The 25,491-nt window shown below is 59.0% G+C and carries 21 protein-coding genes; 9 read left to right on the top strand and 12 right to left on the bottom strand.

Translation table 11 applies throughout. The annotated features are described in order from the left end of the window. Positions 1-38 precede the first annotated feature (38 nt). The 3 genes from QWI16_RS14360 to QWI16_RS14370 all read right to left on the bottom strand — a co-directional run bounded on the left by QWI16_RS14360 (position 39) and on the right by QWI16_RS14370 (position 2,713). Positions 39-959, bottom strand: coding sequence for a response regulator (locus QWI16_RS14360; RefSeq protein WP_302714131.1), 921 nt, complete (start codon positions 957-959; stop codon positions 39-41). Then, complete coding sequence (locus QWI16_RS14365) at positions 956-2,269, bottom strand: ATP-binding protein (RefSeq protein WP_302714132.1); 1,314 nt, start codon at positions 2,267-2,269, stop codon at positions 956-958. Before QWI16_RS14365 ends, QWI16_RS14360 begins: the two co-directional genes overlap by 4 nt. 138 nt (positions 2,270-2,407) lie before the next feature. Beyond that, positions 2,408-2,713 (bottom strand): DUF805 domain-containing protein, encoded by a 306-nt coding sequence (locus QWI16_RS14370; protein ID WP_302714133.1) that lies wholly within the window; start codon positions 2,711-2,713, stop codon positions 2,408-2,410. 322 nt (positions 2,714-3,035) lie between these two features. On the opposite strand from QWI16_RS14370, the gene QWI16_RS14375 reads away from it, so the two are divergent. Then, complete coding sequence (locus tag QWI16_RS14375) at positions 3,036-4,352, top strand: ammonium transporter (protein ID WP_302714134.1); 1,317 nt, start codon at positions 3,036-3,038, stop codon at positions 4,350-4,352. Further along, a complete protein-coding gene (locus QWI16_RS14380) occupies positions 4,349-5,005 on the top strand; it encodes a hypothetical protein (protein ID WP_302714135.1) in 657 nt (218 codons plus the stop codon). Before QWI16_RS14375 ends, QWI16_RS14380 begins: the two co-directional genes overlap by 4 nt. Positions 5,006-5,036: 31 nt before the next feature. On the opposite strand, the gene QWI16_RS14385 is transcribed toward QWI16_RS14380, so the two are convergent. From QWI16_RS14385 to QWI16_RS14400, 4 genes are all read right to left on the bottom strand, one after another. Continuing rightward, the gene (locus QWI16_RS14385) at positions 5,037-6,560 is read right to left on the bottom strand and encodes a beta-N-acetylhexosaminidase (protein ID WP_302714136.1); all 1,524 of its coding nucleotides are present in this window, start codon (positions 6,558-6,560) and stop codon (positions 5,037-5,039) included. Between the two features lie 197 nt (positions 6,561-6,757). Further along, on the bottom strand, positions 6,758-8,647 hold the full coding sequence (gene dxs / locus QWI16_RS14390) for a 1-deoxy-D-xylulose-5-phosphate synthase (RefSeq protein WP_302714137.1): 1,890 nt from the start codon (positions 8,645-8,647) through the stop codon (positions 6,758-6,760). A 43-nt stretch (positions 8,648-8,690) separates the two neighbouring features. Further along, positions 8,691-9,575 carry a polyprenyl synthetase family protein gene (locus tag QWI16_RS14395; protein WP_302714138.1) on the bottom strand — a complete coding sequence of 295 codons (885 nt, stop codon included), beginning with the start codon at positions 9,573-9,575 and terminating at the stop codon, positions 8,691-8,693. Next, entirely contained in the window at positions 9,575-9,817 is a 243-nt protein-coding gene (locus QWI16_RS14400; protein ID WP_302714139.1) for an exodeoxyribonuclease VII small subunit, read from the bottom strand. The genes QWI16_RS14395 and QWI16_RS14400 overlap by 1 nt, the downstream gene beginning before the upstream one ends. Before the next feature lie 230 nt (positions 9,818-10,047). Between QWI16_RS14400 and pomA the strand changes: the two genes are divergently transcribed. The 3 genes from pomA (at position 10,048) to QWI16_RS14415 (ending at position 13,699) form a co-directional block, all read left to right on the top strand. Further along, positions 10,048-10,812, top strand: coding sequence for a flagellar motor protein PomA (gene pomA, locus QWI16_RS14405; protein WP_302714140.1), 765 nt, complete (start codon positions 10,048-10,050; stop codon positions 10,810-10,812). Positions 10,813-10,819: 7 nt separating this feature from the next. Next, the gene (locus QWI16_RS14410) at positions 10,820-11,806 is read left to right on the top strand and encodes a flagellar motor protein MotB (RefSeq protein WP_302714141.1); all 987 of its coding nucleotides are present in this window, start codon (positions 10,820-10,822) and stop codon (positions 11,804-11,806) included. Between the two features lie 516 nt (positions 11,807-12,322). Then, positions 12,323-13,699, top strand: a complete 1,377-nt coding sequence (locus QWI16_RS14415; RefSeq protein WP_302714142.1) for an MFS transporter — start codon at positions 12,323-12,325, stop codon at positions 13,697-13,699. Here QWI16_RS14415 and QWI16_RS14420 read toward each other — a convergent pair. Further along, positions 13,696-15,063, bottom strand: a complete 1,368-nt coding sequence (locus QWI16_RS14420) for an aspartate kinase (protein ID WP_302714143.1) — start codon at positions 15,061-15,063, stop codon at positions 13,696-13,698. The two genes, QWI16_RS14415 and QWI16_RS14420, sit on opposite strands and share 4 nt — an antisense overlap. A 72-nt stretch (positions 15,064-15,135) precedes the next feature. Further along, positions 15,136-16,404, bottom strand: coding sequence for a diaminobutyrate--2-oxoglutarate transaminase (ectB, locus tag QWI16_RS14425; protein ID WP_302714144.1), 1,269 nt, complete (start codon positions 16,402-16,404; stop codon positions 15,136-15,138). Between the two features lie 364 nt (positions 16,405-16,768). Between ectB and QWI16_RS14430 the strand changes: the two genes are divergently transcribed. From QWI16_RS14430 to QWI16_RS14440, 3 genes are all read left to right on the top strand, one after another. Beyond that, positions 16,769-17,383, top strand: a complete 615-nt coding sequence (locus QWI16_RS14430) for an IMPACT family protein (protein ID WP_302714145.1) — start codon at positions 16,769-16,771, stop codon at positions 17,381-17,383. A gap of 234 nt (positions 17,384-17,617) precedes the next feature. Continuing rightward, positions 17,618-18,178, top strand: a complete 561-nt coding sequence (locus tag QWI16_RS14435) for an HNH endonuclease (RefSeq protein WP_302714146.1) — start codon at positions 17,618-17,620, stop codon at positions 18,176-18,178. A 69-nt stretch (positions 18,179-18,247) separates the two neighbouring features. Further along, positions 18,248-19,189: a sugar phosphate isomerase/epimerase family protein gene (locus QWI16_RS14440; RefSeq protein ID WP_302714147.1), complete on the top strand. Its 942-nt coding sequence runs from the start codon at positions 18,248-18,250 to the stop codon at positions 19,187-19,189. Here QWI16_RS14440 and QWI16_RS14445 read toward each other — a convergent pair. After that, complete coding sequence (locus QWI16_RS14445; protein WP_302714148.1) at positions 19,170-20,081, bottom strand: hypothetical protein; 912 nt, start codon at positions 20,079-20,081, stop codon at positions 19,170-19,172. The genes QWI16_RS14440 and QWI16_RS14445 overlap by 20 nt on opposite strands. 179 nt (positions 20,082-20,260) lie before the next feature. After that, positions 20,261-20,617 carry a hypothetical protein gene (locus QWI16_RS14450; RefSeq protein ID WP_302714149.1) on the bottom strand — a complete coding sequence of 119 codons (357 nt, stop codon included), beginning with the start codon at positions 20,615-20,617 and terminating at the stop codon, positions 20,261-20,263. A 311-nt stretch (positions 20,618-20,928) separates the two neighbouring features. On the opposite strand from QWI16_RS14450, the gene QWI16_RS14455 reads away from it, so the two are divergent. Beyond that, a complete protein-coding gene (locus tag QWI16_RS14455) occupies positions 20,929-24,420 on the top strand; it encodes a HEAT repeat domain-containing protein (protein ID WP_302714150.1) in 3,492 nt (1,163 codons plus the stop codon). On the opposite strand, the gene QWI16_RS14460 is transcribed toward QWI16_RS14455, so the two are convergent. Further along, entirely contained in the window at positions 24,414-25,382 is a 969-nt protein-coding gene (locus QWI16_RS14460) for a transporter substrate-binding domain-containing protein (RefSeq protein ID WP_302714151.1), read from the bottom strand. The two genes, QWI16_RS14455 and QWI16_RS14460, sit on opposite strands and share 7 nt — an antisense overlap. Positions 25,383-25,491: the final 109 nt, after the last annotated feature.

A 25,491-nucleotide genomic window follows, 5' to 3' on the forward strand; every position in this document is an offset into this window, starting at 1 on the left:
AAGGCAAGGTGGCTCGGACTGTCATCCAATAGTGGCGCTCAGGCGGCGCTGCTTGAGCGCATGCGCTCCAGGTAGCCCTTAACTCTGTCCAGCAACCTGTGGCTGGTTTTACCCTGGGCCTCGAGCGGCTGCTCTTGCACGCGGTGGCGGCGCAGCATGATGGGGTTGTCTTTTAAGTTTTGGCGGTGCTTGTGGGCCGAGGCTATGCTGCCGTAGAGCATACGGCGCGATAAGGGCATGGGCAGTACGCGAAACACCTGTGCGCGATTGATTAGCTGGATCAGGTGGCTGGTGTCCGAGAAGGCGGTGACGACCAGTACCACCAGCTCGGGGCGCCGGCGCTTCATAAGCGCCAGAGCTTCGGAGATGTCGCCTTCTGGCAGGATCAGGTCGGTGAGCAAAATGGCGTCCGGGTGCTGCACCAGTTGCTCCATCGCCGCGTCGACGCTGCAGGTGTAATGCACCTGGTATTCCGGCTTTTCTTTTTCAATCAGTTGCGCCATGGCCTTCTTGCTGTGCAAGACAACAATGTCGCCACCGCTGTGCGCGGGCTGTTCTGATAGGGTGTTGGCTGGCGCTGTTTCGCGGGCCACGGCTATGGCCTCATCCAGAGTCTCACGCAGCTCATTCAGGTGCCAGGGCTTTTGTACGTAGCGAAAGATTTCCCCCTCGTTGATCGAACCCACAATGCTCGCCAGCTCCGAGTAACCGGTCAGTAGAATACGCACAGTGGCGGGGGAGATATCGCGTGCGCCGCGCAGCACCTCAACGCCCGTCATCAGCGGCATGCGTTGGTCGGACACAATGACCTCTACCTTGTTGTGGCGCAACATGGCCAGGGCTTCCTGGCCGTCGGTGGTGGTCAAGACGTTGTAATCGCGGCGAAATGCCATTTCCATGGTGCGTAAAATTCGGCTCTCGTCGTCGACAAACAGCAATGTGGGTTTGCTTGCGCTCATGTCGGCTCCTGTAAGGCGGAAGGGTTGAGTTGTTTGCGGGGCAAACGGATGACAAATTCGGTTCCCTTGTTCTCTATAGACCGTACGTCGATCAGCCCTTTGTGCTGCTGGACAATCTGGTAGGAAATGGACAGACCCAAGCCCGTGCCCTCGCCAACGGCTTTGGTGGTAAAAAACGGATCGAAGATTTTCTTGCGCACCGTCTCGGGCATGCCGCGGCCGTTATCTCGGATATGCACGTCCACAAACGTTTCGCGCGCGCGGGTTTTTACCTTGATGCTGCCGTAGTGCTCAATCGCCTGGGCGGCGTTGGTGAGTATGTTTAAGAACACTTGATTGATCTGTGAGGCAACACATTCGATGCTGGCGTCTTGATCGTAGTCGCGAATGATCTCAGCTTTTTGCTTAATGATATTGCGGCCGATGTTTAGGGCGCTGTCAAGGCATTCATTGAGATTCACCTGTGAGAGTTTGACATGATCCAGCCGGCTGAAGTTTTTCAGGTTGGTCACCAGCTCACCGATTTGACTCAGCCCATGCAAACTGTCGGCAAACAGTGTGTTCATGTCCGACAGCAAGCCACCTTTTACCACCTCATCCACGCTGTCTATCGAAGCTTGTATGGCGGATTCGATATGTCCGTCGTCAGCGGTTTTATCCAGCAGGGCGCTTAATAGACTTTGGTTGTTGTCGGCCAGAAGCGCAACGGACTGACTGAGATCGGCCGCCAACTCGATGTTTGATTGCACATAACCGAGCGGGGTATTGATTTCGTGAGCCACGCCCGCGACCATCTGGCCGAGGGAGGCCATTTTCTCCGACTGAATCAGCCGCGCCTGGGAGGATTTCAAATGTCGGTTGGCGGTTTGGAGAGCTCGATTGCGGGTCTCCGCACGCTTTTCCAGCAGTTCAAGCAGCGACAGGACCATGCCCATGCCGAAAAAGTGGTTGTCTTCGATAATGACAAAGTCTTCGGTAATCGGATTGCTGATGTGCGCATGCACATAGCGGCTGGCCTCTTCGATATCGGTATTGATGTCCACCAGCAGAGGTTTGGCGTTCATAAAGTTGGCAACCGGGCGGGCGCCGAAGATTTCCCTGCCGTAGGATTGCAGGAAGATTTTCATGATCGCATAGCGGGAAATGGTTCCCGCGACCTTCCCGTTCTCAACAACCGGTAGGCACAAGAGCTCCCTGTACCTTTCAGAAAGGAACAGGTCGGCGACGTCATTGATTTTAGTTGTCGGTGTCAGTGGCTCGACAGATACCGCCAGTTCGCGAACCCGCTGACAGGAAACGGCAATGTTCATGCGGCCCTTCGCAGTTTCGTCACTTCACCCGACCCGCAGTCTGGGGGATGTGTGTGACGATTGTATGAACTGTGAAGTGCGCCTCAGAAAAGAACACCGCCGGGATGGCGGCGGTGTTGGTTGGTGCCAGCGGGGGAGTTATTTGCTCGGCTGGGCCAGCAGTACGATTAATACGATAAAACCAAGAACAGGAATCAGGCCAATCAGTACCCACCAGCCCGAGCGGCCACTGTCGTGCAAACGGCGTACGGCGGCAGCAATAGACGGAATCAGCACGATCAGGCTGTAGAGCGTGCCGAGCACACCGAGGCCGAGCATAGCATCGACAACGCCAACGGCGATGGCAATAAGCAGATTGATCAGGAAAAACATCCAGTACTGGGTGCGGGTCCAGCGGCCTTCGAAATCGGTAAATTGTTTAAACGCCTGTATGTAATGTTCCATGGAAACCCCTGTGTTGTTATGACGTATTGTTTACAGCCGGATTACCTCTCCAGCCCAGTCATTTTTACTCACCCCGTCAGGCTTGTCGACTCCTGTGAGGATTTTTGCACCAGTTGTGATACAGGCGTGGCCGCTCGCGGGGCCACGCTGCGCTCAAATGGTGCGCCCGGACTGGTCCTCGACCCCGGTGCTTTCGCGCTGTGCGCGCCACGCCAAGGGGAGCGCGCTGTAAGAGCTTCTGGCACGCTAAATGCGTCATTGGCAGGACAAAACGACAATTGCACCACGGTGAGCCATGCCGTGAGTATAAGGAAAATGCCCGATGAACAAACGATTCTCTGCGCCAGCGGCCGCGGCGCTGTTGGTCTGTGCGCCTGTGGTTTACGCGGAGCAGGCCGCCTCCTCAAGCTCTGTCAATACGGTGTGGATCGCGATTGCTGCGGCCCTTGTCTTCTTTATGCAGGCCGGGTTTGCACTGCTTGAGAGCGGCATGTCCCGCGCCAAGAACACCGTCAATGTCATTATGAAAAACTACGCCGATGTCTGTCTCGGCAGTTTGGTGTTCTGCCTGGTGGGATTTGGTTTGATGTTCGGCGCCAACCCCACCGGCTTTTTCGGCACGGATCATTTCTTTCTCAACCCTGAAGAGGAGTGGGATTGGTCGGTGGTCCTGTTTCAGGCCATGTTTGCTGCCACCGCCACCACCATTGCCAGTGGTACGATGGCCGAGCGCACGCGCTTTAACTCCTATCTTTTGTCGGCCTGTATTGTCATGGGGTTTCTCTATCCGGTGTTTGGCAGCTGGGTGTGGGGCAGTGCGTTTGAGGGCTCGGGGTGGCTGGCCGAGCTTGGGTTTATCGACTTTGCCGGCTCTACCGTCGTCCACTCACTAGGCGCCTGGGTGGCGCTGGCCGGGGCGCTGGTGGTTGGCCCGCGCATTGGTCGTTTTGACCGCGATGGTAAGCCGCACCGGATCCCCAGTCACAACTCAAGCTATGTTGCGCTTGGTGGGTTTATTCTCTGGCTCGGTTGGTTTGGCTTTAACGGCGGCAGCACCCTGGCGGCCGAGGTCTCCATTGGCCTGATCAATCTCAACACCCATTTGGCCGCTTGCGCTGGGGCCGCCGGCGCTTTGTTGGCTTGCAGTCTGCGCCGCTCGCCCATTCTGGTCGGGCATGTTGTCAATGGCAGTCTCGGTGGCCTGGTGGGCATTACCGCCGGGTGCGCCACCATGGACCCGCTCTGGGCCATGGTCACGGGCCTGGTGGCCGGGTTAATCGTGGTGTTTGGCTCGGGCGTTTTGCTCAGGTGGCGCGTCGACGATGTGGTGGGCGCAATACCGGTGCACGGCTTCGCCGGAGCCTGGGGAACGATTGCCGCGGGGCTGTTTTATCGTGAGCAAATGTTTTCCATCGACCTGGTGGTGGTGCAGCTGATCGGCGTGCTCTCCTGTTTTCTCTGGGCCTTTGTCGGCGCCCTGGTCATTTACGGCCTGGTGAATCTGTTCTTACCCTTGCGCGCTGAGGCGCAGCACGAGCAGCGCGGCTTGGACATTACCGAGCACGCCGAGATTGGCTATCCGGAGTTTAGCAAGAACACCGCCTACAACGAGAAAACCCTGGAGGTGCTTGAGCGATGAGCGCCAATCCCATACAAGTTCAAAAACGCCGTATCGTCTACACGGCTTTGGCACAGTTTCTTAAGGGCGAAGAGCTTGAGCGCGCGTTCAGGCTGTGGGAAAAACAATACGCCACCAAGCCGGTGTACGCGCTCAATGAATTTGTCGGCAAACTTGGCGATAGTCCCGCGCTGGCCGGGCGGCGCAAAGAGGTGATTCGCACGCTGCTCAACTTGAGCCAGCACCCCGAGGGGCTGTTACCTGATCCGGTGGCCGGTTACGGTGAGCTGACTGACTTTTCCAAAGCCGCACCGGCCCAGTATCCCGAACGGCTCGACAGAATTTTTGAACACTTTTTGGTGGCTGTTGAAACGGTTTTGCCGAGCGATGCGTTTATTCAGTTGCGGCTGAATTTTCTCGTGCGCCTAGCGGACATGAAGCTCAATCCCACCCTCAAGGCGCGCTTGCGATTGTGGTTTGACAGCGATGGCAGCGGCAAGGTGTTTTCGGTGGTGTGCACCGCGCCGGAGATTCGCCGGGTGGTGAATCAATTGTACGTCGTGATGTGTGAGCTGTTTGGTCCGGTGCGGGCCGACGACATTCTGGAGGCCTGCGTCGCCTGGTTGGAGCGCTATCACCCGGTCAGTGTCAGGGACATTCGCCGCTTCTTGTGACCGGGCGGCGAGCGCCGCCCGGTGGCCGGTGTTACCAGCCGAGGTCGGGCTCGCGGTAGTACTCAATGCCCAGGGCATCGAGCTGAGCGCGCAGCGCCGACAAGCGCGCGACAAACTCAGCGTAGTCGCGATCCTCGGCGCGGCTCCAGCCCAGTTCGGCGGTGCTTGCTAAACGCGGCCAGAGGCGGTTGTCGGCGACCGCGTTGGTGTGTACCAGCTCCGACCACATGGCCGATTCAACGCCGACGGTTGCGCCGAAGGCGCTGGGGTCGAGGCTGTAGGCCCGCGCCAGGGGCACGCCCTCTTTGCGACACCAGTCGTAGGTGTTGGGCTGGCCGGCGTAGTTGCCGTGATCAAAGTAGGTATAGGAGCAGGGCGAGACGATCAGTTGATGGCCGCGATCCAGCGCCGGCTGGATATCGTACTGGTCGTTCCATAATTGCAGCAGAACATCGGGATCATTGTCCGCCACCGAGCCCTCTTCCCAGGCAATGGCGGTGCGACCCAGATCAGCAACAATGCGTGTGGCTCGGCCGATGAACTCACCGTAAAGCGGGTCTTTGATTTCGTCGCCACCGATGTGGATGTACTCTGACGGAAACAACTCGACCAGCTCGCTCAACACATTCTCTACCCAGGGGTAGATCACCTCGGGTTTTGTCAGGCACAGTTTGCTGAAACCCACCTCCAGACCCGAATAGGTGTTGAGGTTGGTGACATCGTCGCAGGCCAGTTCGTTGTAGGACGCAATGGCGGCCTGAGTGTGGCCGGGCAGATCGATTTCGGGCACCAGGGTGACGTGACGCGCCTCGGCGTAGGTCACCAGCTCGCGAATTTGCTCCTGAGTGTAAAAACCCGCGCGGCCACCGGTGACGGCGCTGGCACCGCCAATCTCAGTGAGTTTGGGGTACTGCTTGATTTCCACGCGCCAGCCCTGGTCATCCGACAGGTGCAGGTGGAGGCGGTTGAGCTTGAAGCGCGCCATGCGCTCAATGTGCGCCTTGAGGTAGTCCGCCGGCAAAAAGCTGCGGGCGACGTCCAGCATATTGCCGCGCCAGGGGTAGCTGGGGCTGTCGGTGATATCGACCAGCGGCAGCGGGTAGCTGGCCTGCACCTCGGCCGGCAGCAACTGGCGCAGTGTTTGTACCGCGTAGAACAGGCCGGTGTCGGTGTTGGCCGAGAGTGTGATTTGGTTGTCGATGATCAGGCGGTAGCCCTCTTCGCCGAGCTCAGGTTCCTGCACCAGAAACAGCTCTATCTGGCTTTCTGCGGTATCGCTTTCGGTGATGTCCAGGTCGGCCAGCAGGCGCTTGAGGGCCGGCAGCGAGGTCTCCGAGCCGGTGGCGGCCTCAAGGTGAACCACATTGCCAAGTTCCCACTCCCCTTGGTGCCGGACAACCGAGCTTGGGTAGGGCACCAGCGCCAATTGCTCGTCTGCCGTTTGCGGCAGGCTGCTGGAAGCGCGAGAGGATTGCGCGGAGGATGAGCTGGGTGAGGGCGTGCTGCCGCAGCCTGCAATCAGGCAGGTGGCGATCAATGCCAGAAGTATTCTCATTGTGGTAGTGCTCCATTCGTCGGGGAACCGAGTGACGGGCATTTATTATCGTGGTGAGCGTGTCGGTCGGTGCTCTGTGGCCCCTGATGTCCTCCAGCCCTTGGCTCTGCCCTTACTCTAGAGTAAGGGCAATTCTCGGGGCAAGCGCCCTGGCACTCCCTGTACAGATACTTACAGTTCTTTAAAGGGCTGAGGGGTTAAGGGGCCAGCTTGCCTGGGCGCGCACTGGCAAGTTCTGTGAGACGCTGATCGATAGCGCGCTCAATGCTATCCGCGTCCAGGCCTTGGCTGGCGAGCTGCTCGGCGTGGCTCGCGTGGCCGACAAAGCTGTCATCCAGTCCGAGCTGCATGATGGGCAGGGTGATGCCCTGATGGTTCAGATACTCGGCCACCGCTGAGCCCGCGCCGCCGGCCACCGCGTTTTCCTCCAGGGTGACCAGCAGGCCATGACGCCTGGCCAGATCGTCAATCAGCGCGGTATCCAGGGGTTTGACGAAGCGCATGTCGCACAGTGTGAGGCCCAGCTTGTCGGCTGCCTGGCGAGCAGAGGCGGCCAGTGTGCCAAAGCACAAAATCGCCGCGCCTGTGCCCTCGCGCCGGATCACGCCCTTGCCCAGGGGCAGGGCGTTCATGGCGCTGGCAATCTCGGCGCCTGAGCCGCGCCCGCGCGGGTAGCGCACGGCGGATGGTCCACGGTGGCGATAGCAAGTGTACAAAAGCTGCCGACACTCGTTTTCGTCACTGGGTGTGGCGATGACCATGTTGGGGATGCAGCGCAGATAGCTGATGTCAAAGCTGCCCGCGTGGGTGGCCCCGTCTTCGCCGACCAGACCTGCGCGATCAATAGCGAAAGTAACGTCCAGGTTCTGCAGTGCCACGTCGTGGATCAGCTGGTCATAGGCGCGCTGTAAAAAAGTGGAGTAAATGGCCACCACGGGTTTTTGGCCTTCGCAGGCAAAGCCGGCCGCCAGGGTCACGGCGTGTTGCTCGGCAATGGCCACGTCGTAAAAGCGCTCAGGGTAGTCGCGGGCGAAATCCACCATGCCCGAACCCTCACACATGGCCGGGGTGATGGCGACCAGGCGTGGCTCAACGGCGGCCATATCGCACAGCCACTGGCCGAAAACGGCCTGAAATTTGGGTCTGTTGGGGACCGGCTTTTTCGGTGCGGGTTCGAGCTTGTTCAGGGCGTGGTAACCCACGGGGTCTTTTTCGGCCGGCTCAAAGCCCTTGCCCTTTTGCGTGATGATGTGAAGCAGCTTGGGGCCTTTGACGTCGCGCAGGTTGCGCAGGTAACGCACCAGCGATGACAGATCGTGGCCGTCGATGGGGCCCACGTAGTTAAACCCCATTTCTTCAAACAGGGTGCCTGGGGAGACAAACCCCTTAAAGTGCTCTTCGGTACGCTTGGCAAACTCCCAGGCGGAGGGAATTTTGGTCAGCACCTGCTTGCTGCCTTCGCGCAGAGAATTGTAGAACTTGCTGCCCCAGATTTTCGACAGGTAAGTCGCCAGCCCGCCCACATTGGGGGAGATGGACATATTGTTGTCGTTGAGAATGACCAGCAGATCGGCGTCGGTATGGGCGGCGTGGTTGAGCGCCTCAAAGGCCATGCCCGCGGTCATGGCGCCGTCGCCAATGATGGCGGCGCATTTTTTGTCACCACCGGCCAGTGCCATACCGAGCGCTGCGCTGATGGAGGTGCTGGAGTGACCCACCCCGAAAGTGTCGTACTCGCTCTCCTCGCGCTTGGGAAAGCCGGACAGCCCACCCGACTGGCGCATGGTCAGTAGCTGCTCGCGTCGGCCGGTGAGAATTTTGTGGGGGTAGGTCTGGTGACCGACGTCCCATACCAGCCGGTCTTGCGGCGTGTTGTACACGTAGTGCAGGGCGAGGGTCAGCTCCACCACGCCCAGACCAGCGCCAAAGTGTCCGCCCGTTTGGCCCACGCTGTAGAGCAAAAACGCGCGCAGCTCCTCGGCCAGCTGCACGAGCTGCTTCTCTTTGAGCTCGCGCAGTTGCGCCGGGGAATCGATGCCGTCGAGTAGCGGCGTCTCCGGGCGTTTGGTGGGGATTTCGTTCAGCATCTGGACACTTCGGCTATCGGGAAACCTGACATTGTAGGCGCCTCTAGTGCTCCCGCTCAACCACATATTGGGCGATCAAGCGCAGCTCACCCGCGTCGCCCGTCAGCGCATCCAGGGCCTCGAGGGCCTCCAGGTAGAGCGCTTGGGCGCGCCGGCGAGCTTCTTCGAGCCCCAGCAGCGAGACATAGGTGGGTTTGTTGCGCGCTTCGTCGGCCCCCTGGCGCTTGCCCAGAGTGCCAGTATCGGCAGTGACATCGAGAATGTCGTCCTGCACCTGGAAGGCCAGGCCGAGAGCCCTGCTGTACTGGGCGAGGGCGGCCAGCTCAGACTCGCTCGCGCCGCCAATCAGGGCGCCCATACGCACACTGGCGTCGATCAGTGCGCCGGTTTTGCAGCGGTGCATGTGCTCTAGCTCGGCGGTGTTGGGCTGGGTGTCCACGGCGGCCAGGTCAATGGCCTGGCCCACCACCATGCCTTTCAGGCCCGAGGCGCGGGCGAGGGTGCGCACCAGCGCCAGCCGGATGGTGTCATCGAGCCCGGGTGTCTCGCACAGCAGTTCGAAGGCGAGTGTCTGCAGGGCATCGCCGGTCAGTATGGCGAGGGCCTCGTCAAAGGCGATGTGGCAAGTGGGTTTGCCGCGGCGCAGTTCGTCGTCGTCCATGGCCGGCAGGTCGTCGTGCACCAGGCTGTAGGCGTGCATGGCCTCGAGCGCGGCGGCGGCGGTATCGAGAGCCGGGTGGTCTGCGGTCTTACGCACAGCGCGAAAGCCTGCGAACAGCAGCAGGGGGCGAATGCGCTTGCCGCCACCGGCGAGGGCGTAACGCATGGCCTCGGCCAGCTGGCTGCCCGGGGTATCTGGCACCGCCTGTTCCAGTGCCTGGTCGATGCGGGCGCGCAGGGCGCGCGCGTGGTCGAGAAATACCGACATTAAGGGTTGTCCGGTGCGTCGAAATCCGTCAGCACGGGCTCGCCATTTTGAGCAATCAATGCCTGCACCTGCTGCTCGGCCTGGGTCAGGCGCTGCTGGCATTCGCGGGTCAGCTTGATGCCTTGCTCAAAGGCCTCCAGGGATTGCTCCAGCGTCAGCTCGCCGCTCTCCATACGGGCGACGATGGTCTCCAGCTCGTTGAGCGAGGCCTCGAGGTCGAGGGCTTTCTTCTTCGCGGGCATGGGGGTGGATCCTGCACGGTTGCGCGCCGGGGTTCAGCTTTCAGGCCTGCGGCCGATAGCCTCTCCAAGCGCTCGATGAATGAATCGTGAATTCTTTTGCCGCATTATACCGTCTTGAGCAGGCATCTGTGGTATTTACAGCGCAGGCGAAATTAAGACTAGAATAGGCGTATCAGATAAAACGGCGGCCCGGTTCTGGTCGGGCAATGGCCAAAGTGAAGGAGTGAGGGGTGGATCTAGCAACGCTGATCGGGCTGTTGGGGGCTCTGGGCCTGATTGTCGCGTCCATGTTTATGTCCGGCGAAATTGGCATGTTCGTCAACGCGCCATCGCTGGTGATCGTGGTCGGCGGCAGTGTCTTTGCGGTGATGGCCAAGTTCGGGCTCGGGCAGTTCCTGAGTGCTTTCAAGGTGGCCGGCAAAAGCTTTGTTAATAAGCTGGACGATCCGCTGGATATGATCGACGAAATCGTCGAACTGGCTGACGCCGCGCGCAAGGGCGGTCTCTTGTCGCTCGAGGGCAAAGAGGTGAGCAACGGCTTTTTGCAAAAGGGCATTCAGTTGCTGGTGGATGGTCACGATCCCGATGTGGTGCGCACCATGCTCTCCAAGGATCGCTCACTGGCCGAGCGGCGCCACAGAAACGGCGCCTCTATTTTTTCTGCGTTGGGCGATGTTGCTCCGGCGATGGGAATGATTGGCACCCTGATTGGTCTGGTGGCCATGCTCGCCAATATGGATGACCCCAAAGCCATTGGGCCGGCCATGGCGGTTGCCCTGTTGACGACCCTGTACGGGGCCATGATCGCCAATGCCATTTGCCTGCCCATCGCCGACAAACTCAAGCTCAGGGCGACCGAAGAGTACCTGATCAAAAGCATGATCATTGACGGTTTGCTCGCCATTCAAAACGGTCAGAACCCCCGTGTCATCGATACGATTTTGCGAACCTATTTGCCCGAGCGCAAGCGCGACGTGGCTGATGCAGCGGGTTAATTGATTCATGAGTGCTGACGAAGACGAAGACGGCTGCGAATGCCCCCCGAGCCTTCCGGCGTGGATGGCGACCTTTGCCGATTTGATGGCATTGCTAATGTGCTTTTTTGTGCTCCTGCTGTCGTTCTCCGAAATGGATGCGATGAAATTTCGCCGACTGGCGGGCTCCCTGGCGCAGGCGTTTGGGGTGCAGGCAAAAGTGAACGTCAACGAGGTGCCCAAAGGCACCAGCATCATCGCCCAGGAGTTTAGCCCCGGCAAGCCCGAGCCGACGCCGATCAACGAGATCTTTCAGCGCACCGAGGACATTACCAAAATGAGCCTGGAGGTGCGCGACTCCCAGGAGTACGACATAGAGCGCGGCGAACCTGACATGGAGGAGAGTTCTAAAGAGCGGCTGCAGCAGGTGCTGGAGGAGCTGATTGCCCAGACTCGCCAGGACGCCACTGAGTTGGCGGACAAGCTCAAAGAGCGCATCTCCAACGGTGAGCTGGAGATTGAAACCCGCGGCCGCCAGATCATTATTCGCATCCGTGAAAAGGGGTCATTTCAGTCTGGCTCTGCCACACTCGACCCGGATTACTACGATGTAATTGACGAAATACGCGCGGTGCTCATGCTCAAGCCCGGCCGCATTGAGGTGCAGGGGCACACGGATAATGTGCCCATTCGCTCGGCGCGTTTTCGCTCCAACTGGGACCTGTCCGCCATGCGGGCATCCTCGGTGGCAACCCAACTAATGCGCGGTGGCTACCTCTCACCACAGCGCTTCGAGGTATCGGGGTTTGCCGACACCCGGCCGCTGGCGCCCAATGACTCGATCACCAGCCGGGCGCGCAACCGCCGGGTTGAGATTGTCATACGCCAGGGGCTGGAGGCCGATCTCGGCGCTGAGGATCTGGAACTGCTCAAGAGCGAGGGTGACGACATTATCCGCAAGCTGGATGTCGAGCCCCAATACCTGTTTGACCTGGAGCCGGAAGAGGTCTTCTAGCGCCGGCTTTGGCGCGCATTTCTGTAAGATATGTCTCACAAGGTTTGCTGACATTGGCGGCTGTTCCACTTTGACCATTGGGCCGATAATAGCGGCTAATGGACATCGCCATAGGGATATGAGGCACGGAAAAGACGGAACGCGCCGCACGAGCCCAAGGTTGGACTCCATCCTGCAAACCCTGCAACAGGCCCCCTTGTTGCAGGGTTTTCTTTATTGCTTCAGCGCTTATTAGAGACCCCCCCCCCCCTCTTGATGTCGCCCTGAATTTGGCGATGGCCACGAGGTTTTGCGAAAAGTCGGGTAAAGAGGCGCATGGCCAGCGCTAATTGTGCTCAAATAGGCTTTGGTGCTCTTTCTGGGAATCCGCAGCTTTTCACTGTGCCCTAATAGGGACTCCTGGCAAGGTGCGGTGCGCCGCGACTGGCGTAGCCCGCTGCAATTTGCAAGCAGTGGGGCACAAGGCCCATTTGGCGGGCCATTTCTTCGTTGACTCAATGGTTCCACTAAAAACCCATGACTGAAAACCCCTCAGCCGAGTCCTGGTGGCTTTTGCTGACGGTCTGCCTTGGCGCCTTTATTGCGCCCCTGGGTATGGCCTCGGTAAATGTGGCGATTCCGGCCTTGGCCTCCGAATTGGCGGCCAATGCGGTCCTGGTCAGTTGGATTCCCACGGCGGTGCTGGTGGCCAACATTGTCTTTATGTTGCCTGCTGGCAAGCTGGCTGACATCTGGGGACGCAAGCGGGTTTTTCAGCTGGGAATTTGTCTCAATGCCTTGGCGGGCTTGGGCGCGTTCGGGGCCAGCTCCATTGAGTGGGTGCTGCTCATGCGCTTTTGTCAGGGGCTCGGCTCGGCCATGATGTTTGCCACCAGCATGGCGCTGTTGATCTCGGTGTTTCCCGCACATAAACGCGGCCTGCCCCTTGGGGTCAATGCCGCCTGCATTTATCTGGGGCTGACCTTGGCCCCGGCGCTGGGTGGCTGGGTTACTCAGTGGCTCGGTTGGCGCTATGTGTTCCTGTTGCCCATGCCGCTGGTGGTGATTGTCCTGGGATTTATTCACTGGCGGGTGCCGGGCGAGTGGCACTCGCAGGAACCCAGCCGTTTTGACTGGCGCGGGGCCTTGGTGTTTGCCCTCTGGGCGCTCGCCCTGGTTACTGGGCTAACGGGCTTGCCCGACCCCAGGCACCTGCTGGCGCTAGTGGTCTCGTTTGTTTTGCTCGGGGTGTTTATCGTTATGCAGGCGCGCTCGCCTTCGCCGCTGATTCGTGTGCAGATGTTTCGCGAATCACGGGTGTTCTCCATGTCGCTTGGTACTGCCTCACTGATGTACGCCTCCAGCTACCCCTTGGGCTTTATGTTGAGTTTGTACCTGCAGTACGTGCGCGGCTACAGCGCGGCCGATGCCGGCCAGCTGCTCTTGGTGCAGGCTTTTGCCATGGCCTGTGTGGCGCCTTTTGCCGGAAAGTTATCGGACTATTTTCCGGCGCGCTGGCTCGCCAGCGCGGGCTGCGGCTGCACGCTTGCGGGATTTTACGTTCTAAGTGGTATTGACGCCCAAACCGAGGCGCCGGTGATCGGTGCAGGCCTGTTGTTGGTAGGGGTGGGCTTTGGCTTTTTTTCCAGCCCCAACAATCATGTGGTAATGCACTCGGCCAGGGCGAGCGAGGTGGGCGTGGCAGCCGCCACTCTCAACCTCGCCAGAGTCACGGGTAACCTGGTGGGTATGAGCCTGGTGAATTTATTGATCTACTGGAATCTTGGCAATGTTGCCATGAGCGCTGAGCTTGCCGCTCCCCTGCTGATGACCTTTCACGGCGCGCTGCAGTTGGCGCTGGTTTTTTTGGCGGCGGCGACGCTCTTGTCCCTACTGCGCGGTCGCGCGCGTTAGCGCGCGCTGCCGATCAGAGTGTTGTACAAGATACGTGTCGCCTCGTCCGCGACCGTCTGGTAAACCCCCACGTGAAAGCAGATTTGCGAGGGGCTCTGGTCAATCAGTTCAATGGGCACATGGGCATCCCCCAGCGCGCTCAACGCCTCTATAATTGGGTAGGAGTTGCGGTTCAGCCCCAAACCCACCGGTGTGATGATCGACAGGTTGTACTCGACCCGCATATTGTCCGGCTTTAAACGCTTTTCGATGACCCGGCGCAAATCGTTAATGCTGCCCAGCAAATCGTCCTTGCTCACCAGTACCGCGATGTCATCTTTGTCGGTGGGGTAGTGATAAGTATTGATGCCGAAGTCGTGAAAAATTTGCAGCAGGGAGGCCGTAAAGCCCACCTCTTCGCCCAGCATGTCTTTTTCAATATGGATGTACGACATATTGTCTAACCGGGCGATACCCACTACGCCTTCTTCCGGTACACGTTCATTGAGAATCAAGGTGCCTGGTTCATTCGGGGCATTGGTGTTGCGAATGTTAATGGGGATTTTCCGGTCCCGGCATTTGAGCATGGCGTCCAGGTGAAAAACGTTAAAGCCTTTGCTGGAGAGCAGGCGGATCTCTTTGAAGGTCAGCCTGGGGATGGCCCGCGCCTCTTTGATGATCCTCGGGTCGGCCTCATAGACGCCGTTGACGTCGGTCCAGTTTTCGTAGGTATCGGCATCCAGTGCGTAGGCGATTTCGCCACCGGTGAGGTCGGAGCCGCCGCGGGAAAATACGGCGATATGGCCGTCCTCGGTGACGCCGTAGAACCCAGGCACTACGGAGATACCGTCAAACTCTTGCAGCGCGAGAACATTCTCGTAGGCTTTATCCAGCGTTTTGGCGGCCAGATAGTTATCGCTGACCAGAAAGCCCACATCCTCCGGCAGCTGCGCCTTGGCGGGCATGTCCGAATTGTTAAAGTAAGCGGCAATAATCCGGGCGTTGTAGTGTTCGCCACGAGAGGCGAGAAAAGCCACGCGTTTGTCACCGCCAAGCTCGGTATTCAGGTCTTTTTTCAGCGCCTCGATGATCTCTTTATCGTCGACTTTGAGGTCGCGCATGATGGCGGTAAATTTGTCCACCACTGCCTTGCGGCTGTCATCGGCCGTAATGTTCTGGCGCTGATTGTAAAAGTGAATACCCTTGGTGGCGATGTTGATTAAATGGTCGGTGACCTTTTCTTCGCTCTTATGGCTACGTCCCGGTCCCGACACCACAATGACTCTCCGCTTCTTATCGCTTTTGACAATGTCGCGTACTTTGGCAATTTGTTTGGCGTCGGCGACGGAGCTGCCGCCAAATTTACTGATGATAATGTCTGACATGGCTCTACTGATCGGCTGGTGAGTGACAAGCGCGAAACCTGGGTTTCGCGCTACCGGTGTCTTTGGGCGAAGCTACTGGCCGGTGACCATTTTTTGGCGACGCTCCGACAGTGCTTGCAGGGAATCGCGAATAATGCCGAGCCCTTCATGCAACAGATCTTCTTCAATCAGTAGTGAGGGCAAGAACTTTAACACCTGATCGTCAGCGCCAGAGGTCTCAATCACCATGCCTCGGGTAAAGGCTTCAGCGGATGTGTCACTGGCGACACCCGGCGACATTTCCAGGCCCCAGATCATGCCCAGACCGCGCACCTTGGGTTCAAACTCGGGAAACTCACCGGCGATTTTTTTCAATTCTTCGCGGATCAGTTTGCCTTTGTATTCGACGGCTTTGGACAAGTCGTCATTATCCCAGAAACTGAGCGCCTGGGTGGCGGCGATAAACGCGAGGTTGTTGCCACGGAAGGTGCCGGTGTGCTCACCCGGTTGCCACTGATCCAGCTCGGGACGCATCAGCAGCAGGGCCATGGGCAGCCCGCCACCGATGGATTTGGACAGAGTGACCATGTCGGGGTGGATGCCCGCGCGCTCAAAGCTAAAAAAGGTGCCTGTGCGACCGTTGCCAACCTGGATGTCATCAATGATCAGCAAAATATCGAATTCGCGACACAGTTGCTCCAGTTTTTTCAGCCACTCTATACGGGCGACATTGACACCACCTTCACCCTGGACGGTTTCAACGATGATGGCGGCTGGCAAATCCACGCCGCTGCTGCCGTCGGAAAGAAACTTCCGCAAGTAGTCAATGGTGTCCACGTCTTCGCCGAGAAAGCCGTCGAAGGGCATAAACGCGGTATTGCTGCGTGAGCCGTAAGACTCGTCTTTGTAAAAATAATTGCCGGTGGCGGCGAGAGCGCCCATGGTCAGGCCGTGATAGCCATTGGTAAAAGCAATGACGTTGGAGCGACGCTTGACCATGCGCGCGAGCTTGAGTGCGGTTTCAACAGCGTTGGTGCCGGTGGGTCCGGTGAACTGAACTTTGTACTGAAGGTTGCGCGGTGCGAGAATGGTGTCGCGGAACTTTTGTAAAAAGCTGCGCTTGGCAATGGTGGCTTTGTCCAGACCGTGAACAATACCATTGTGCTGCAGGTGCTCGATCAGGGCCTCGGTGATCATCGGGTGGTTGTGGCCGTAGTTCAAAACACCAGCGCCGGCAAAGAAGTCAATGTAGCGGGTACCGTTTTCGTCGAACAGCTCTGAGCCCTTGGCGACATCGAAGACCGTGGGGAAAGAACGCACATAGCCGCGCACTTCAGATTCCATTTCTTCAAAAATTCTCATGTTCGTCTCCAGCTGAAGGTTAATTGTCTGCCGTTGCCGGCCTGTCTGTCGCTGCGGGCGCAAAGCGGAGCAACCCAAAAGGGGCGGCGCCCCGAGTAGCCGTTCTGAAACGGTCGCCTGGACGACCGGCTATGTCAAAACGCCAAAACAAGTGGCGTTACATACGTTGACGACGCAATCCGGATGAGGGAAAGGTCACTTGATCGGGGTTGAACGGCGCCTGTAGCGGGCGGGTCAGTGGCCCTTGTCGAGGGGCTAATGATAACAAGGGTAGCGGAGAATGCCTAATAAGCGCCCGCGCGCCAATGACCAGAGGGGTCGGAAACGGTACACTGAGCGCTACTCAATATTGATTGAATTGCGTATGAAACAAGCCTATCGCGCCATTGCTGACAAGGCCGAATATGTTCACGAGGAAAAGCGCAGCACCTTTACGGCACTGCTGCATCCGGTGCGTTCGCGCGAAGAGGCCATGGCCACCTTGCAGGCTATTCGGCTGAACCGGCCCGGGGCCAGCCATTATTGCTGGGCCTATGTGCTGGGCGACGCCTTGCAGCCGCAGGCAGCGGCCTTTAACGACGACGGCGAGCCCTCGGGCACCGCCGGGCGGCCGATGCTCAATGTACTCATGCACCGCGAGGCAGGCGATTGCTTCGCAGTGGTGGTGCGTTTTTTTGGTGGCGTTAAACTCGGTGCCGGTGGCCTCGTGCGCGCCTACGGCGCTGCAGTGTCCGGCGCGCTCGATCAAGCCCGCTGGTATTCGGTGGAGCCTCTTGCCACGGTGCGGATTGCGACCGCTTTTGCCAACGAGCAAAAAGTCAGACACTTTTTGCAGGTTCAGGGCGCGGATCACGTGCAAGCCGCTTACGGCGAAAGGGTCGAGATTACCGCTAGGGTGGCCGAGCAGCAGTGCGAGGCAATGGCCGAAGCGCTCGCACACCTGACCTCGGGTCAGGCCAAAATGGTTGTTGATTCATAGCCTAGGGCAATCCCCAAAAACCGCAGATCACATCGGGGCCTTTGCAAAGCGCTGGCAGCGAGTGGACGGTCTTGCGCGGCAATTGTAAAAAACGGTAGGTAAAACACGAAAAAAGCGTTACATTTGACATATTATCGTCACAGTTTACAGACAAAGTAAGACAAGCACCACGTCAGTGGTTGTGCTCTGCCAGTAGCGGAAAGCGTGAAGCAACCGCGATGACAGGAGGTGTCGATGGAAGAGAGGATCCTGCGGCTCAATATCGCCGGCCAGCCAATCGAATGGTTGCACTGGCAGGATGCAGTTTGCCTCTACGCTCGCGACTTGGTTGCCTGGAGCCTCGGCGGCTCGGTTCGCAAAGTGATGGGCGGTTATGCCCGCTGCAGCGGCGTCAGGTCTCAGATTACACTCCCCGCGATTATTGCCTGTGGCGGCAGCCGCATTGCCCGCTATCGCCAGATTCCGCCTTTGACCAACCGCGCCCTCTTTGCCCGCGATAATCACCTTTGCCTCTACTGCGGCAAGACGTTCAGTTCGGCACTGTTATCCCGCGATCATGTGCACCCGATCAGCCGCGGCGGTCGCGATGTCTGGCAAAACGTGGTGGCCGCCTGCAAACGCTGCAATCAGCGCAAGGGCAATCACCTGCTCGAAGATATTGATATGGAGCTGTTGGCACTGCCGTTTCGCCCCAACATTGCCGAGTATCTCGCGCTGATCAATTCCGACCGGATTCGCGGCGACCAAATGGAGTTTTTGCGCCCGCAGTTTTCCGAGCACCGCAATTGGCACTGACCCCGCCACGCGCTAGAATCGCAAGCTCAATGATTCACTCGCCCATCTTCTGGACGCCGGGGTTGCTCTATGACACACATTTCTCGCAGACAGTGGCTCAAGGGCGCTGGCGCCCTGGCAGCAGGCGCTGCTCTGGGCGGCTGGTGGCCGGCCCGCGCTGCCGACAATTTTCACTTTGATATTTCGCTGGCGCAGTGGTCGCTCAACAAAGCGTTTTTTGATCGCTCGCTAAGCCCACTGGATTTTCCCGCTGTGGCGCGCACCAGCTTCGACATCGGTGCCATTGAATACGTCAACCAGTTTTTTATGGATAAGGCCCGCGATAAAGCGTTCCTGCAGGATCTTAAAGCTCGCGCCGCCGATCACAACGTTCGGAGCCTGCTGATCATGGTGGACGGCGAGGGCGATTTGTCCACGGTCGATGAAACCCGCCGCAAGCAATCAGTGGAGAATCACTACAAATGGGTGGAAGCGGCCAGTGAGTTGGGCTGTCACAGTATCCGTGTGAATCTGCACGGCGCCGGCAGTGCCGAGGATTGGCACCGCGCTTCAGTGGCCAGCCTGCGTGAGTTGGCCGAGTTCTCCAAGCCGCTTGATGTTGCCATTTTGGTGGAGAACCACGGCGGGTTTTCCTCTCATGGCGCCATGCTCGCCTCGGTATTGAAAGAGGCCGACAGTGCCTATTGCGGCTCTATGCCGGATTTTGGCAACTTCTGTTATCAGCGCGCCAGTGGCGATTTGTGGGATTCACCCTGCGTCAAGCAATACGACATTTACCAGGGAGTGGCGGATCTCATGCCCTACGCCGGCGCCGTGAGTGCCAAGGCGTTTCGGTTTGATGAGGCGGGCAATGAAACGGATATCGATTACCTGCGTATTTTTAAGTTGATCAAGGCGGCGGGCTACTCCGGTTATGTGGGCATTGAATACGAAGGGCACGACCTGCCGGCCGACGAGGGCATTCGCAAAACCAAGGCGCTGCTTGAACGTGTCAGGGCGCAGCTGGCTTAGAGCCGACCTTAGGCCCCAGCCGCTGCCAATTGCTGACCTGGTCGTTGTAGAAACCGCATTCCTGATAGGCCCTGACAATGGTGCCTTTACTGCGCAGCAACGCCAGCCCTTTTTCCAGTGCGCTGTAGTAGGCGCTTCCCAGCGGGTGTCGGCGGCTGACAATCCAGTGTCGCGTGCCGTCCAGAGCCACCTTAAAGCCGGGCAGGGGTAGTAGCTGCCCCTCTGGCGTGTCTATGCTCATATCTCTCTCTCGCTGAAAGGGGGCGAGGGTAATGTCCGCCCGCTCGGCGGCAAGCATGCGCACCATGGACACCCAGCTGTTGGTGAAGTAGAGACGCTCAAAGCCCAGAGATCGCAAGGTGGCGATGTCTGTTTTCCAGTCCGGGCTGGTGACTACCCTAAGTTGCCTCAGGCTATCGGCGTCGGCGTTTATGGCCCGACGGTTATGCGCTGCCGTATAAAGGCCGACGGTAAACTCGCCATGGCGAACCACGGCAGAGCTGGTGTACAACTCGCCATCCAATGGCGTTATATCGCTGCGCCAGACCAGAGCCCCCGAGCCGATTAACTCGCCGCTGGCCACCTGGTGAAGGGTGCGCCGGTAGGTTTGCTCGGGCACTATGTCCAGGCGCTGATCAAAGCCGCCGAGTAGCAAAGCTTGCTGGAGCAAAACCAGCTCAATTACATCGCGCCGCGCGCCCTTGCCATCGTAATGGTGAATCTGCCCAATAGCTCTGCCTGCGACAAAGCGCCGGTAATCGGCGAGGATGTCGGGCGTCACTGTAACTCTGATCGGTACAGTCTGCGCCTGGCCCAAGGGGCTGAAGGCAAGTGTCAGCACGATCAGTAGCCCGCAAAAAACGCGGTAAACAAAGGCCGTTGTACTGGACAAGAGCGGCACCTGCGTCGTTGGTGACCCTCGCTTGCAGGGCCCAATGTGGTTTTTCTAAGTGTGGCTGCTGGCGGTGATTTTTGCCACAGAGCGCGCTGTCCCGACCTACAGGTGACGGGGTTTTTGGGTGGGACTCAGGAGTATCAGTGTTTTGTTTTCGGGCGCGGCGCTCGGGCGGCTCAGCGATAGACGACTTGTCCGCGATAAATGCGCGCCGGCCGGCTGCTGTGTTCATCGTCGCTGGATTTCGCCGGAGGCACTTCTTTCAGGCTGACCTGGCCCCGGTAGACTTTCACCTGGCTTTTGGGGCTTGGCGCCGGTTCGGGGCTGTCGAGGCGCGCCACCCAGGGCTCGCCCGCCAACTGCATCAGCTCTTTTATCAGCGCACGAGTCACTGTGTTTGCACCGTCGTGATAGTGATCGGCGAGCTCGGCCAACACGTCCGGGTTGGCTAGCTTGATGCCCGGCTTGAGAGTGGAGGGTACACGCCGGCGCAGTTCAAGAACCAGATCGATCATGGGTTTGCTGTACTGCATAGGGTGGATTCCTGTAGTGAGTGCAGGTAAAAGCTGTTGAAGCAAAATGCCAGCCAAAACGCAAGCGGCGCGGACAAAGGTCCCGGAGGCGACAGCATGCCTTTGCTGCCCCGATCTGGGGCGTCTGCCCGGGGACGCGTCTACAATAGGTGCAGAGGGTAAAGTTGGGCCTAAAGTCGTATTGAGGTTTAAAAACACTACTTTACTTGCGCCATTAGGGCGCTACCGTATACTCCGACTGCGCTGTAATCGGTTTTATTGAGCCGTGCTGTGCCCATTGCTTCTGAGCCATAACGATAATTGTGATGCCTATGTTGAAAAAAACTCTCGGCGCCCGTGGTGCCTCGCGCTGTTTCCAGATGTCCCTGCTTGCCCTCTCGGTTGCTCTGGCAGCCTGCTCCAAAGACGAGGCCGTTCAGACGCCAGAGGCTCCGGCGGCAAGGCCCGCGAGTGCGCCTGAGCCAAAGCCTGCACCCAAGGTCATCGAAGTGAGTGATACGGATGCGGCAAAGCAGGCTGCACGCATCCAGTCCCAGGTAAATCTGGAGCTTGCCGAGGGCGTGGCCATGGACTTATGGGCCTCGGAAAAGCTGCTGGCAGACCCGGTGGCGCTGAGCATGGATTACCAGGGCAACGCCTGGGTGGCGATTACCCACCGCTCTAACAATTCAGAATTTGATATCCGCCCCTACCCGCATTGGCAAACGCCCTCGCAGGCCATGGTCACGGTCGAAGATCGCCGCGCCTTTCTGCGCGACTACTTTGCCGAAGAGAAAAACCTGACCGCTGAGGATGTGCCGGATCGCAACAAAGACGGCGTGCATGACTGGCGCGATCTGGCCGTGGTGAAGGAAGAGGTGCTCAAAATCAGCGATCTCAGTGGCGACGGCCATGCCGACCGAGCTCAGACGTTTCTGGAAGATTTCAACAGTGAGGTTACCGACGTGCTCGGCGGTATTTACTACCACAACGAGCGCGACGAATTGTTTCTGGGGGTGGCGCCCAGCGCCTGGCGAGTGAAGGACACTGACGGCGATGGCAGCGCCGATGAAAATCATAAGCTCTCCGACGGTTTTGGTGTGCACATCGGCTTTAGCGGCCACGGCATGTCCGGCGTAACTCTGGGGCCGGACGGTCGCATTTACTACGGCATTGGCGATGTCGGTGCGAACATCACCGATAACGACGGCAACCAGTACCCGCACCCCAACCGCGGTGTGGTGGTGCGCAGTGAGCCAGACGGCAGCAACTTTGAAGTCTTTGCCTATGGGGTGCGCAACACCCACGAATTTACCTTCGATAAATACGGCAATCTGATCAGTGTCGACAACGACGGCGATCACCCGGGCGAGTACGAACGCATCGTCTATCTGGTGGATGGCTCCGACAGTGGTTGGCGCATCAACTGGCAGTTTGGCAAGTACACCGACCCCAAAAACAACGAATACAAAGTGTGGATGGATGAAGACTTCTACAAGCCGCGCTTTGACGGTCAGGCCGCCCATATCCTGCCGCCCGTAGCGCCCTACCACGCCGGGCCGACCGGTATGGTGTATCACCCGGGCACCGGCTTGTCCGAGCGCTGGAAAGACCATTTCTTTATTGTCGAGTACACCGGCAGCGGTCCGCGCTCCGGCATCAATGCCTTTACGTTAAAGCCGAGCGGTGCCGGGTTTGAACTCGATAGCGACGAAAAATTGATGCGCGGCGTGCAGAGCACGGGGCTCGATATGGGGCCCGATGGCGCACTCTACACCAGCGATTGGATTGAGGGTTGGCAGCGCAACGGCAACGGCCGCATCTGGAAGCTGGACACGCCTGAAGCCGCCGACAGCGCTGAGCGCGCCGAGGTGCAGGCGTTGCTGCAAGAAGATTTGTCCACCCGTGAAGCGGCCTCGCTGGTCAGTCTTCTGGGTCATGCCGATATGCGCGTGCGCTCGCGCGCCCAGTTCGAATTGGTCAGTCGCGATGACAGAGCCAGCCTTATCGGTGCACTGGACGAGGACAACCAAATGACCCGGGTACACGCTATCTGGGGCATCGGTCAGTTCGCCAGGCAGGATCCGGCCGCTGCACAGCCGCTGCTGGCCCTGCTGCAAGACGAGGATGCGGAGATTCGCGCGCAGGCGGCCAAAGTCATAGGCGATGCCGCCTACCCCGAGGCGGCCGATGCTCTGATTGGCAATCTTGAACACAGTAGTGCCCGTGTGCGTTTCTTTGCCACTCAGGCGCTGGGTCGTCTCGGCCAGAGCGGGGCGAGTGCCCCCATCATCGCCATGTTGGAGCGCAATAACGATCAGGATGTTTACCTGCGCCAAGCCGGTGCTATCGCCCTGGCCCGAATCGGTGACGAGTCGGCGCTGGCCGCGCTTGCCGAACACGCCTCCGAGGCGGTGCGCATTGCCGCCGTGGTGGCGCTGGGTCGCCTGGCGAGCCCCGAGCTGGCGGCGTTTCTCGATGACGACAGCCAGTTCGTGGTGACCAATGCCGCCCGCGCCATAAACGACGACCTGTTTGTCGATGAGGCGCTACCGGCGCTCGCCGAGCTTTTGGGGAGGACACCTCATAGCAACGAGACACTGCTGCGCCGTGTAATTAATGCCAATGCCTTTGTCGCCGGCAAAGCGGAAGCCGAGCGCCTGGCACGCTACGCCGCCGATACCTCGGCTGCGCCGGCGCTGCGCGCCGAGGCGCTTGAGGCGTTGACCTATTGGGAAAATCCCTCGGTGTTTGACCGCGTCAGCGGCCGCTACCGCGGCGAGCGTAAGGGCGACCCAGCGGTGGCGCGCCAGGTGTTGGCGGATGTGTATCCCGCCCTGCTGCAGGACGCCCACAGCGACGTTCGGGTGGCCGCGGTCAACGCGCTGGGCACACTGGCCTTTGCCGATGCCACCGAGCGTTTGGTGGCATCGGCCAAAGGTGACAGCGATGGCCAGGTGCGGCTGACTGCGCTCAACAATCTGCATAAGCTCGGTCACAGCGATATGCAGGCCGTGGTCTATGGCGCGCTGAACGATAAAGACCAGGATGTGCGCATGGCGGCCCTGGCCATAGTGCCGGATTTGGATATTCCCACCGAAACCAAGGTGGACATGCACACCATCCTGTTGGCTGAGGGCTCCGTGGGCGAGCAGCAGGCTGCCTATCAATCGCTGGCAAACATCAAGGCGCCCGAGGCTTATCAGGTACTGGCCGAGCAAATGCGCAAGCTGATGGCCGGTGACATAGCGCCGGAGGTGAAGTTGGAGCTGGTCAATGCCGCCGAGGCCGCCGGCCAGGCGCAGCTGACCCAGTTACTGGCAGACTATGAGGCGGCAAAAGACCAAGATGACCCGCTGTCGCTCTACGCTGAGGCACTCAAAGGCGGCGATGCGCGAAGTGGCTTTGCCCTGTTCAGTTACAACAGCACCGCCCAGTGTGTGCGCTGCCATGTGATTGGTCCGCGCGGTAGCAAGGTTGGGCCGGAGCTGACGGACATAGGTTTGCTCCTGTCGCGCGAACAACTGCTGGAGGCCATGGTGGCCCCCGGTGCTCGCATCGCCCCCGGTTACGGTCGCACCACGGTAACCCTGAGCGATGGTTCACAAGTTGACGGACTCTTTGCCGCCGAGACCGAGAAGACCATTACGGTGCAGAGCAACGACGGCAAGTCCCACGAGATTAATCGCAGCGATATCGTCGAGCAGAGCTACTCGCCATCCGGTATGCCGCCTATGGGGCTGCTATTGGATAAAGGTCAGCTGCGCGATCTGGTGGAATACCTACATCTTCAGCGCGGTCAGCAAAAAGCGGAAACTCACTGAGCGCCCTCCGCGGATCGCTCAGCGGGTGGTGATCCCACGGCGGGTTCACCACCCGCTGAAACGACGGGCTTAAGGATGGGCCATTGGTCCGTTTGGGCGTTAAAAAAGCCGGACTGGCGATAGGCCCGCTCCACCACCCCCTGCAATCGCAGCTGTGCCAGACCTCTCTGCAGCGCGGCAAAAAACGCCGGTCCTTGAGGGTGTTTGCGGCTTACCGCCCAGTGGCGGCTGCCGCTGATCGCGACTCGAATATGCTCCACTGGCAGTAGCCGGCTGCCATTGACCTCGATGGATAGATCGTCGCGGTTGGGGAAAGGCGCCAGCACCAGTTCACCTCGCCCGGCGTCCAACATACGAACCATGGAGGGCCAGTCGCCACCGTAGGTGATTCTGCGAAACCCTAGGGCCTGTAAGGTGTGGACATCGGCGCGCCAATGCTGGTTGCTGATGATGCGCCACTGGCGCAGCTGATCAGCCTCTGCCTGTTGAATGTGCCGGTGCGTGGCCAGGGTGTAGATGCCGACAATAAACTCTCCATTCTCAACCAGGGCATCGCTGATCAACAGCGCATCTCCGGCGCTGGCGAGGTCGAGGTGCCACTTACTGGCGCCGGTACTGATCAGCTGGCCAGCTGCCATTTGCCGGATGACTCGTCGGTAAGAGGTCTCGGGGATAAAGGTTAATGGCCACCCAAATCCACCCAGATGCAGCGCTTGCTGAAGCAAAATCAGCTCTACCACGTCGCGCCTGGAAAATGGACCCGAAAAGTCGCTGATCGCCAGAGGGTCGCGCGGGCCGAGAAAGCGCTCGTAGTCTTCAATCACATCCACAGACACGGCAACCGGCAGCGGCTCAGCCGGCTGCTGGGCCTGGCTTGACACTGCAAGGCCTGTCAGCAGCAGATAACACAGCAAACGTCCTGTGCAGTGGAGGCATCCCTGAATCAGCGCGGTGGGGTGCAAGGATAAAATTCCGGTGAGGCCACAGTTACTTAATATTCAATAGTGATTTAACGTTCAATTTAGCACTATATGTGCCATAGATCTTTAAATGGTTTTCGGGGCTAGGCGT

It is taken from the genome of Gilvimarinus algae, from assembly GCF_030518215.1.
In the GTDB taxonomy this organism is placed as follows: domain Bacteria; phylum Pseudomonadota; class Gammaproteobacteria; order Pseudomonadales; family Cellvibrionaceae; genus Gilvimarinus; species Gilvimarinus algae.

What these genes read in the sequence shown, in the direction of transcription:
- dxs (WP_302714137.1), bottom strand. Translation starts at nt 8,647, where the DNA reads ATGCTGAACGAAATCCCCACCAAACGCCCGGAGACGCCGCTACTCGAC.
- ectB (WP_302714144.1), bottom strand. Translation starts at nt 16,404, where the DNA reads ATGAGAATTTTTGAAGAAATGGAATCTGAAGTGCGCGGCTATGTGCGT.
- QWI16_RS14385 (WP_302714136.1), bottom strand. Translation starts at nt 6,560, where the DNA reads ATGAGAATACTTCTGGCATTGATCGCCACCTGCCTGATTGCAGGCTGC.
- QWI16_RS14440 (WP_302714147.1), top strand. Translation starts at nt 18,248, where the DNA reads ATGACACACATTTCTCGCAGACAGTGGCTCAAGGGCGCTGGCGCCCTG.
- QWI16_RS14435 (WP_302714146.1), top strand. Translation starts at nt 17,618, where the DNA reads ATGGAAGAGAGGATCCTGCGGCTCAATATCGCCGGCCAGCCAATCGAA.
- QWI16_RS14415 (WP_302714142.1), top strand. Translation starts at nt 12,323, where the DNA reads ATGACTGAAAACCCCTCAGCCGAGTCCTGGTGGCTTTTGCTGACGGTC.
- QWI16_RS14395 (WP_302714138.1), bottom strand. Translation starts at nt 9,575, where the DNA reads ATGTCGGTATTTCTCGACCACGCGCGCGCCCTGCGCGCCCGCATCGAC.
- QWI16_RS14375 (WP_302714134.1), top strand. Translation starts at nt 3,036, where the DNA reads ATGAACAAACGATTCTCTGCGCCAGCGGCCGCGGCGCTGTTGGTCTGT.
- QWI16_RS14450 (WP_302714149.1), bottom strand. Translation starts at nt 20,617, where the DNA reads ATGCAGTACAGCAAACCCATGATCGATCTGGTTCTTGAACTGCGCCGG.
- QWI16_RS14400 (WP_302714139.1), bottom strand. Translation starts at nt 9,817, where the DNA reads ATGCCCGCGAAGAAGAAAGCCCTCGACCTCGAGGCCTCGCTCAACGAG.
- QWI16_RS14365 (WP_302714132.1), bottom strand. Translation starts at nt 2,269, where the DNA reads ATGAACATTGCCGTTTCCTGTCAGCGGGTTCGCGAACTGGCGGTATCT.
- QWI16_RS14410 (WP_302714141.1), top strand. Translation starts at nt 10,820, where the DNA reads ATGAGTGCTGACGAAGACGAAGACGGCTGCGAATGCCCCCCGAGCCTT.
- QWI16_RS14420 (WP_302714143.1), bottom strand. Translation starts at nt 15,063, where the DNA reads ATGTCAGACATTATCATCAGTAAATTTGGCGGCAGCTCCGTCGCCGAC.
- QWI16_RS14380 (WP_302714135.1), top strand. Translation starts at nt 4,349, where the DNA reads ATGAGCGCCAATCCCATACAAGTTCAAAAACGCCGTATCGTCTACACG.
- QWI16_RS14455 (WP_302714150.1), top strand. Translation starts at nt 20,929, where the DNA reads ATGTTGAAAAAAACTCTCGGCGCCCGTGGTGCCTCGCGCTGTTTCCAG.
- QWI16_RS14370 (WP_302714133.1), bottom strand. Translation starts at nt 2,713, where the DNA reads ATGGAACATTACATACAGGCGTTTAAACAATTTACCGATTTCGAAGGC.
- QWI16_RS14430 (WP_302714145.1), top strand. Translation starts at nt 16,769, where the DNA reads ATGAAACAAGCCTATCGCGCCATTGCTGACAAGGCCGAATATGTTCAC.
- QWI16_RS14360 (WP_302714131.1), bottom strand. Translation starts at nt 959, where the DNA reads ATGAGCGCAAGCAAACCCACATTGCTGTTTGTCGACGACGAGAGCCGA.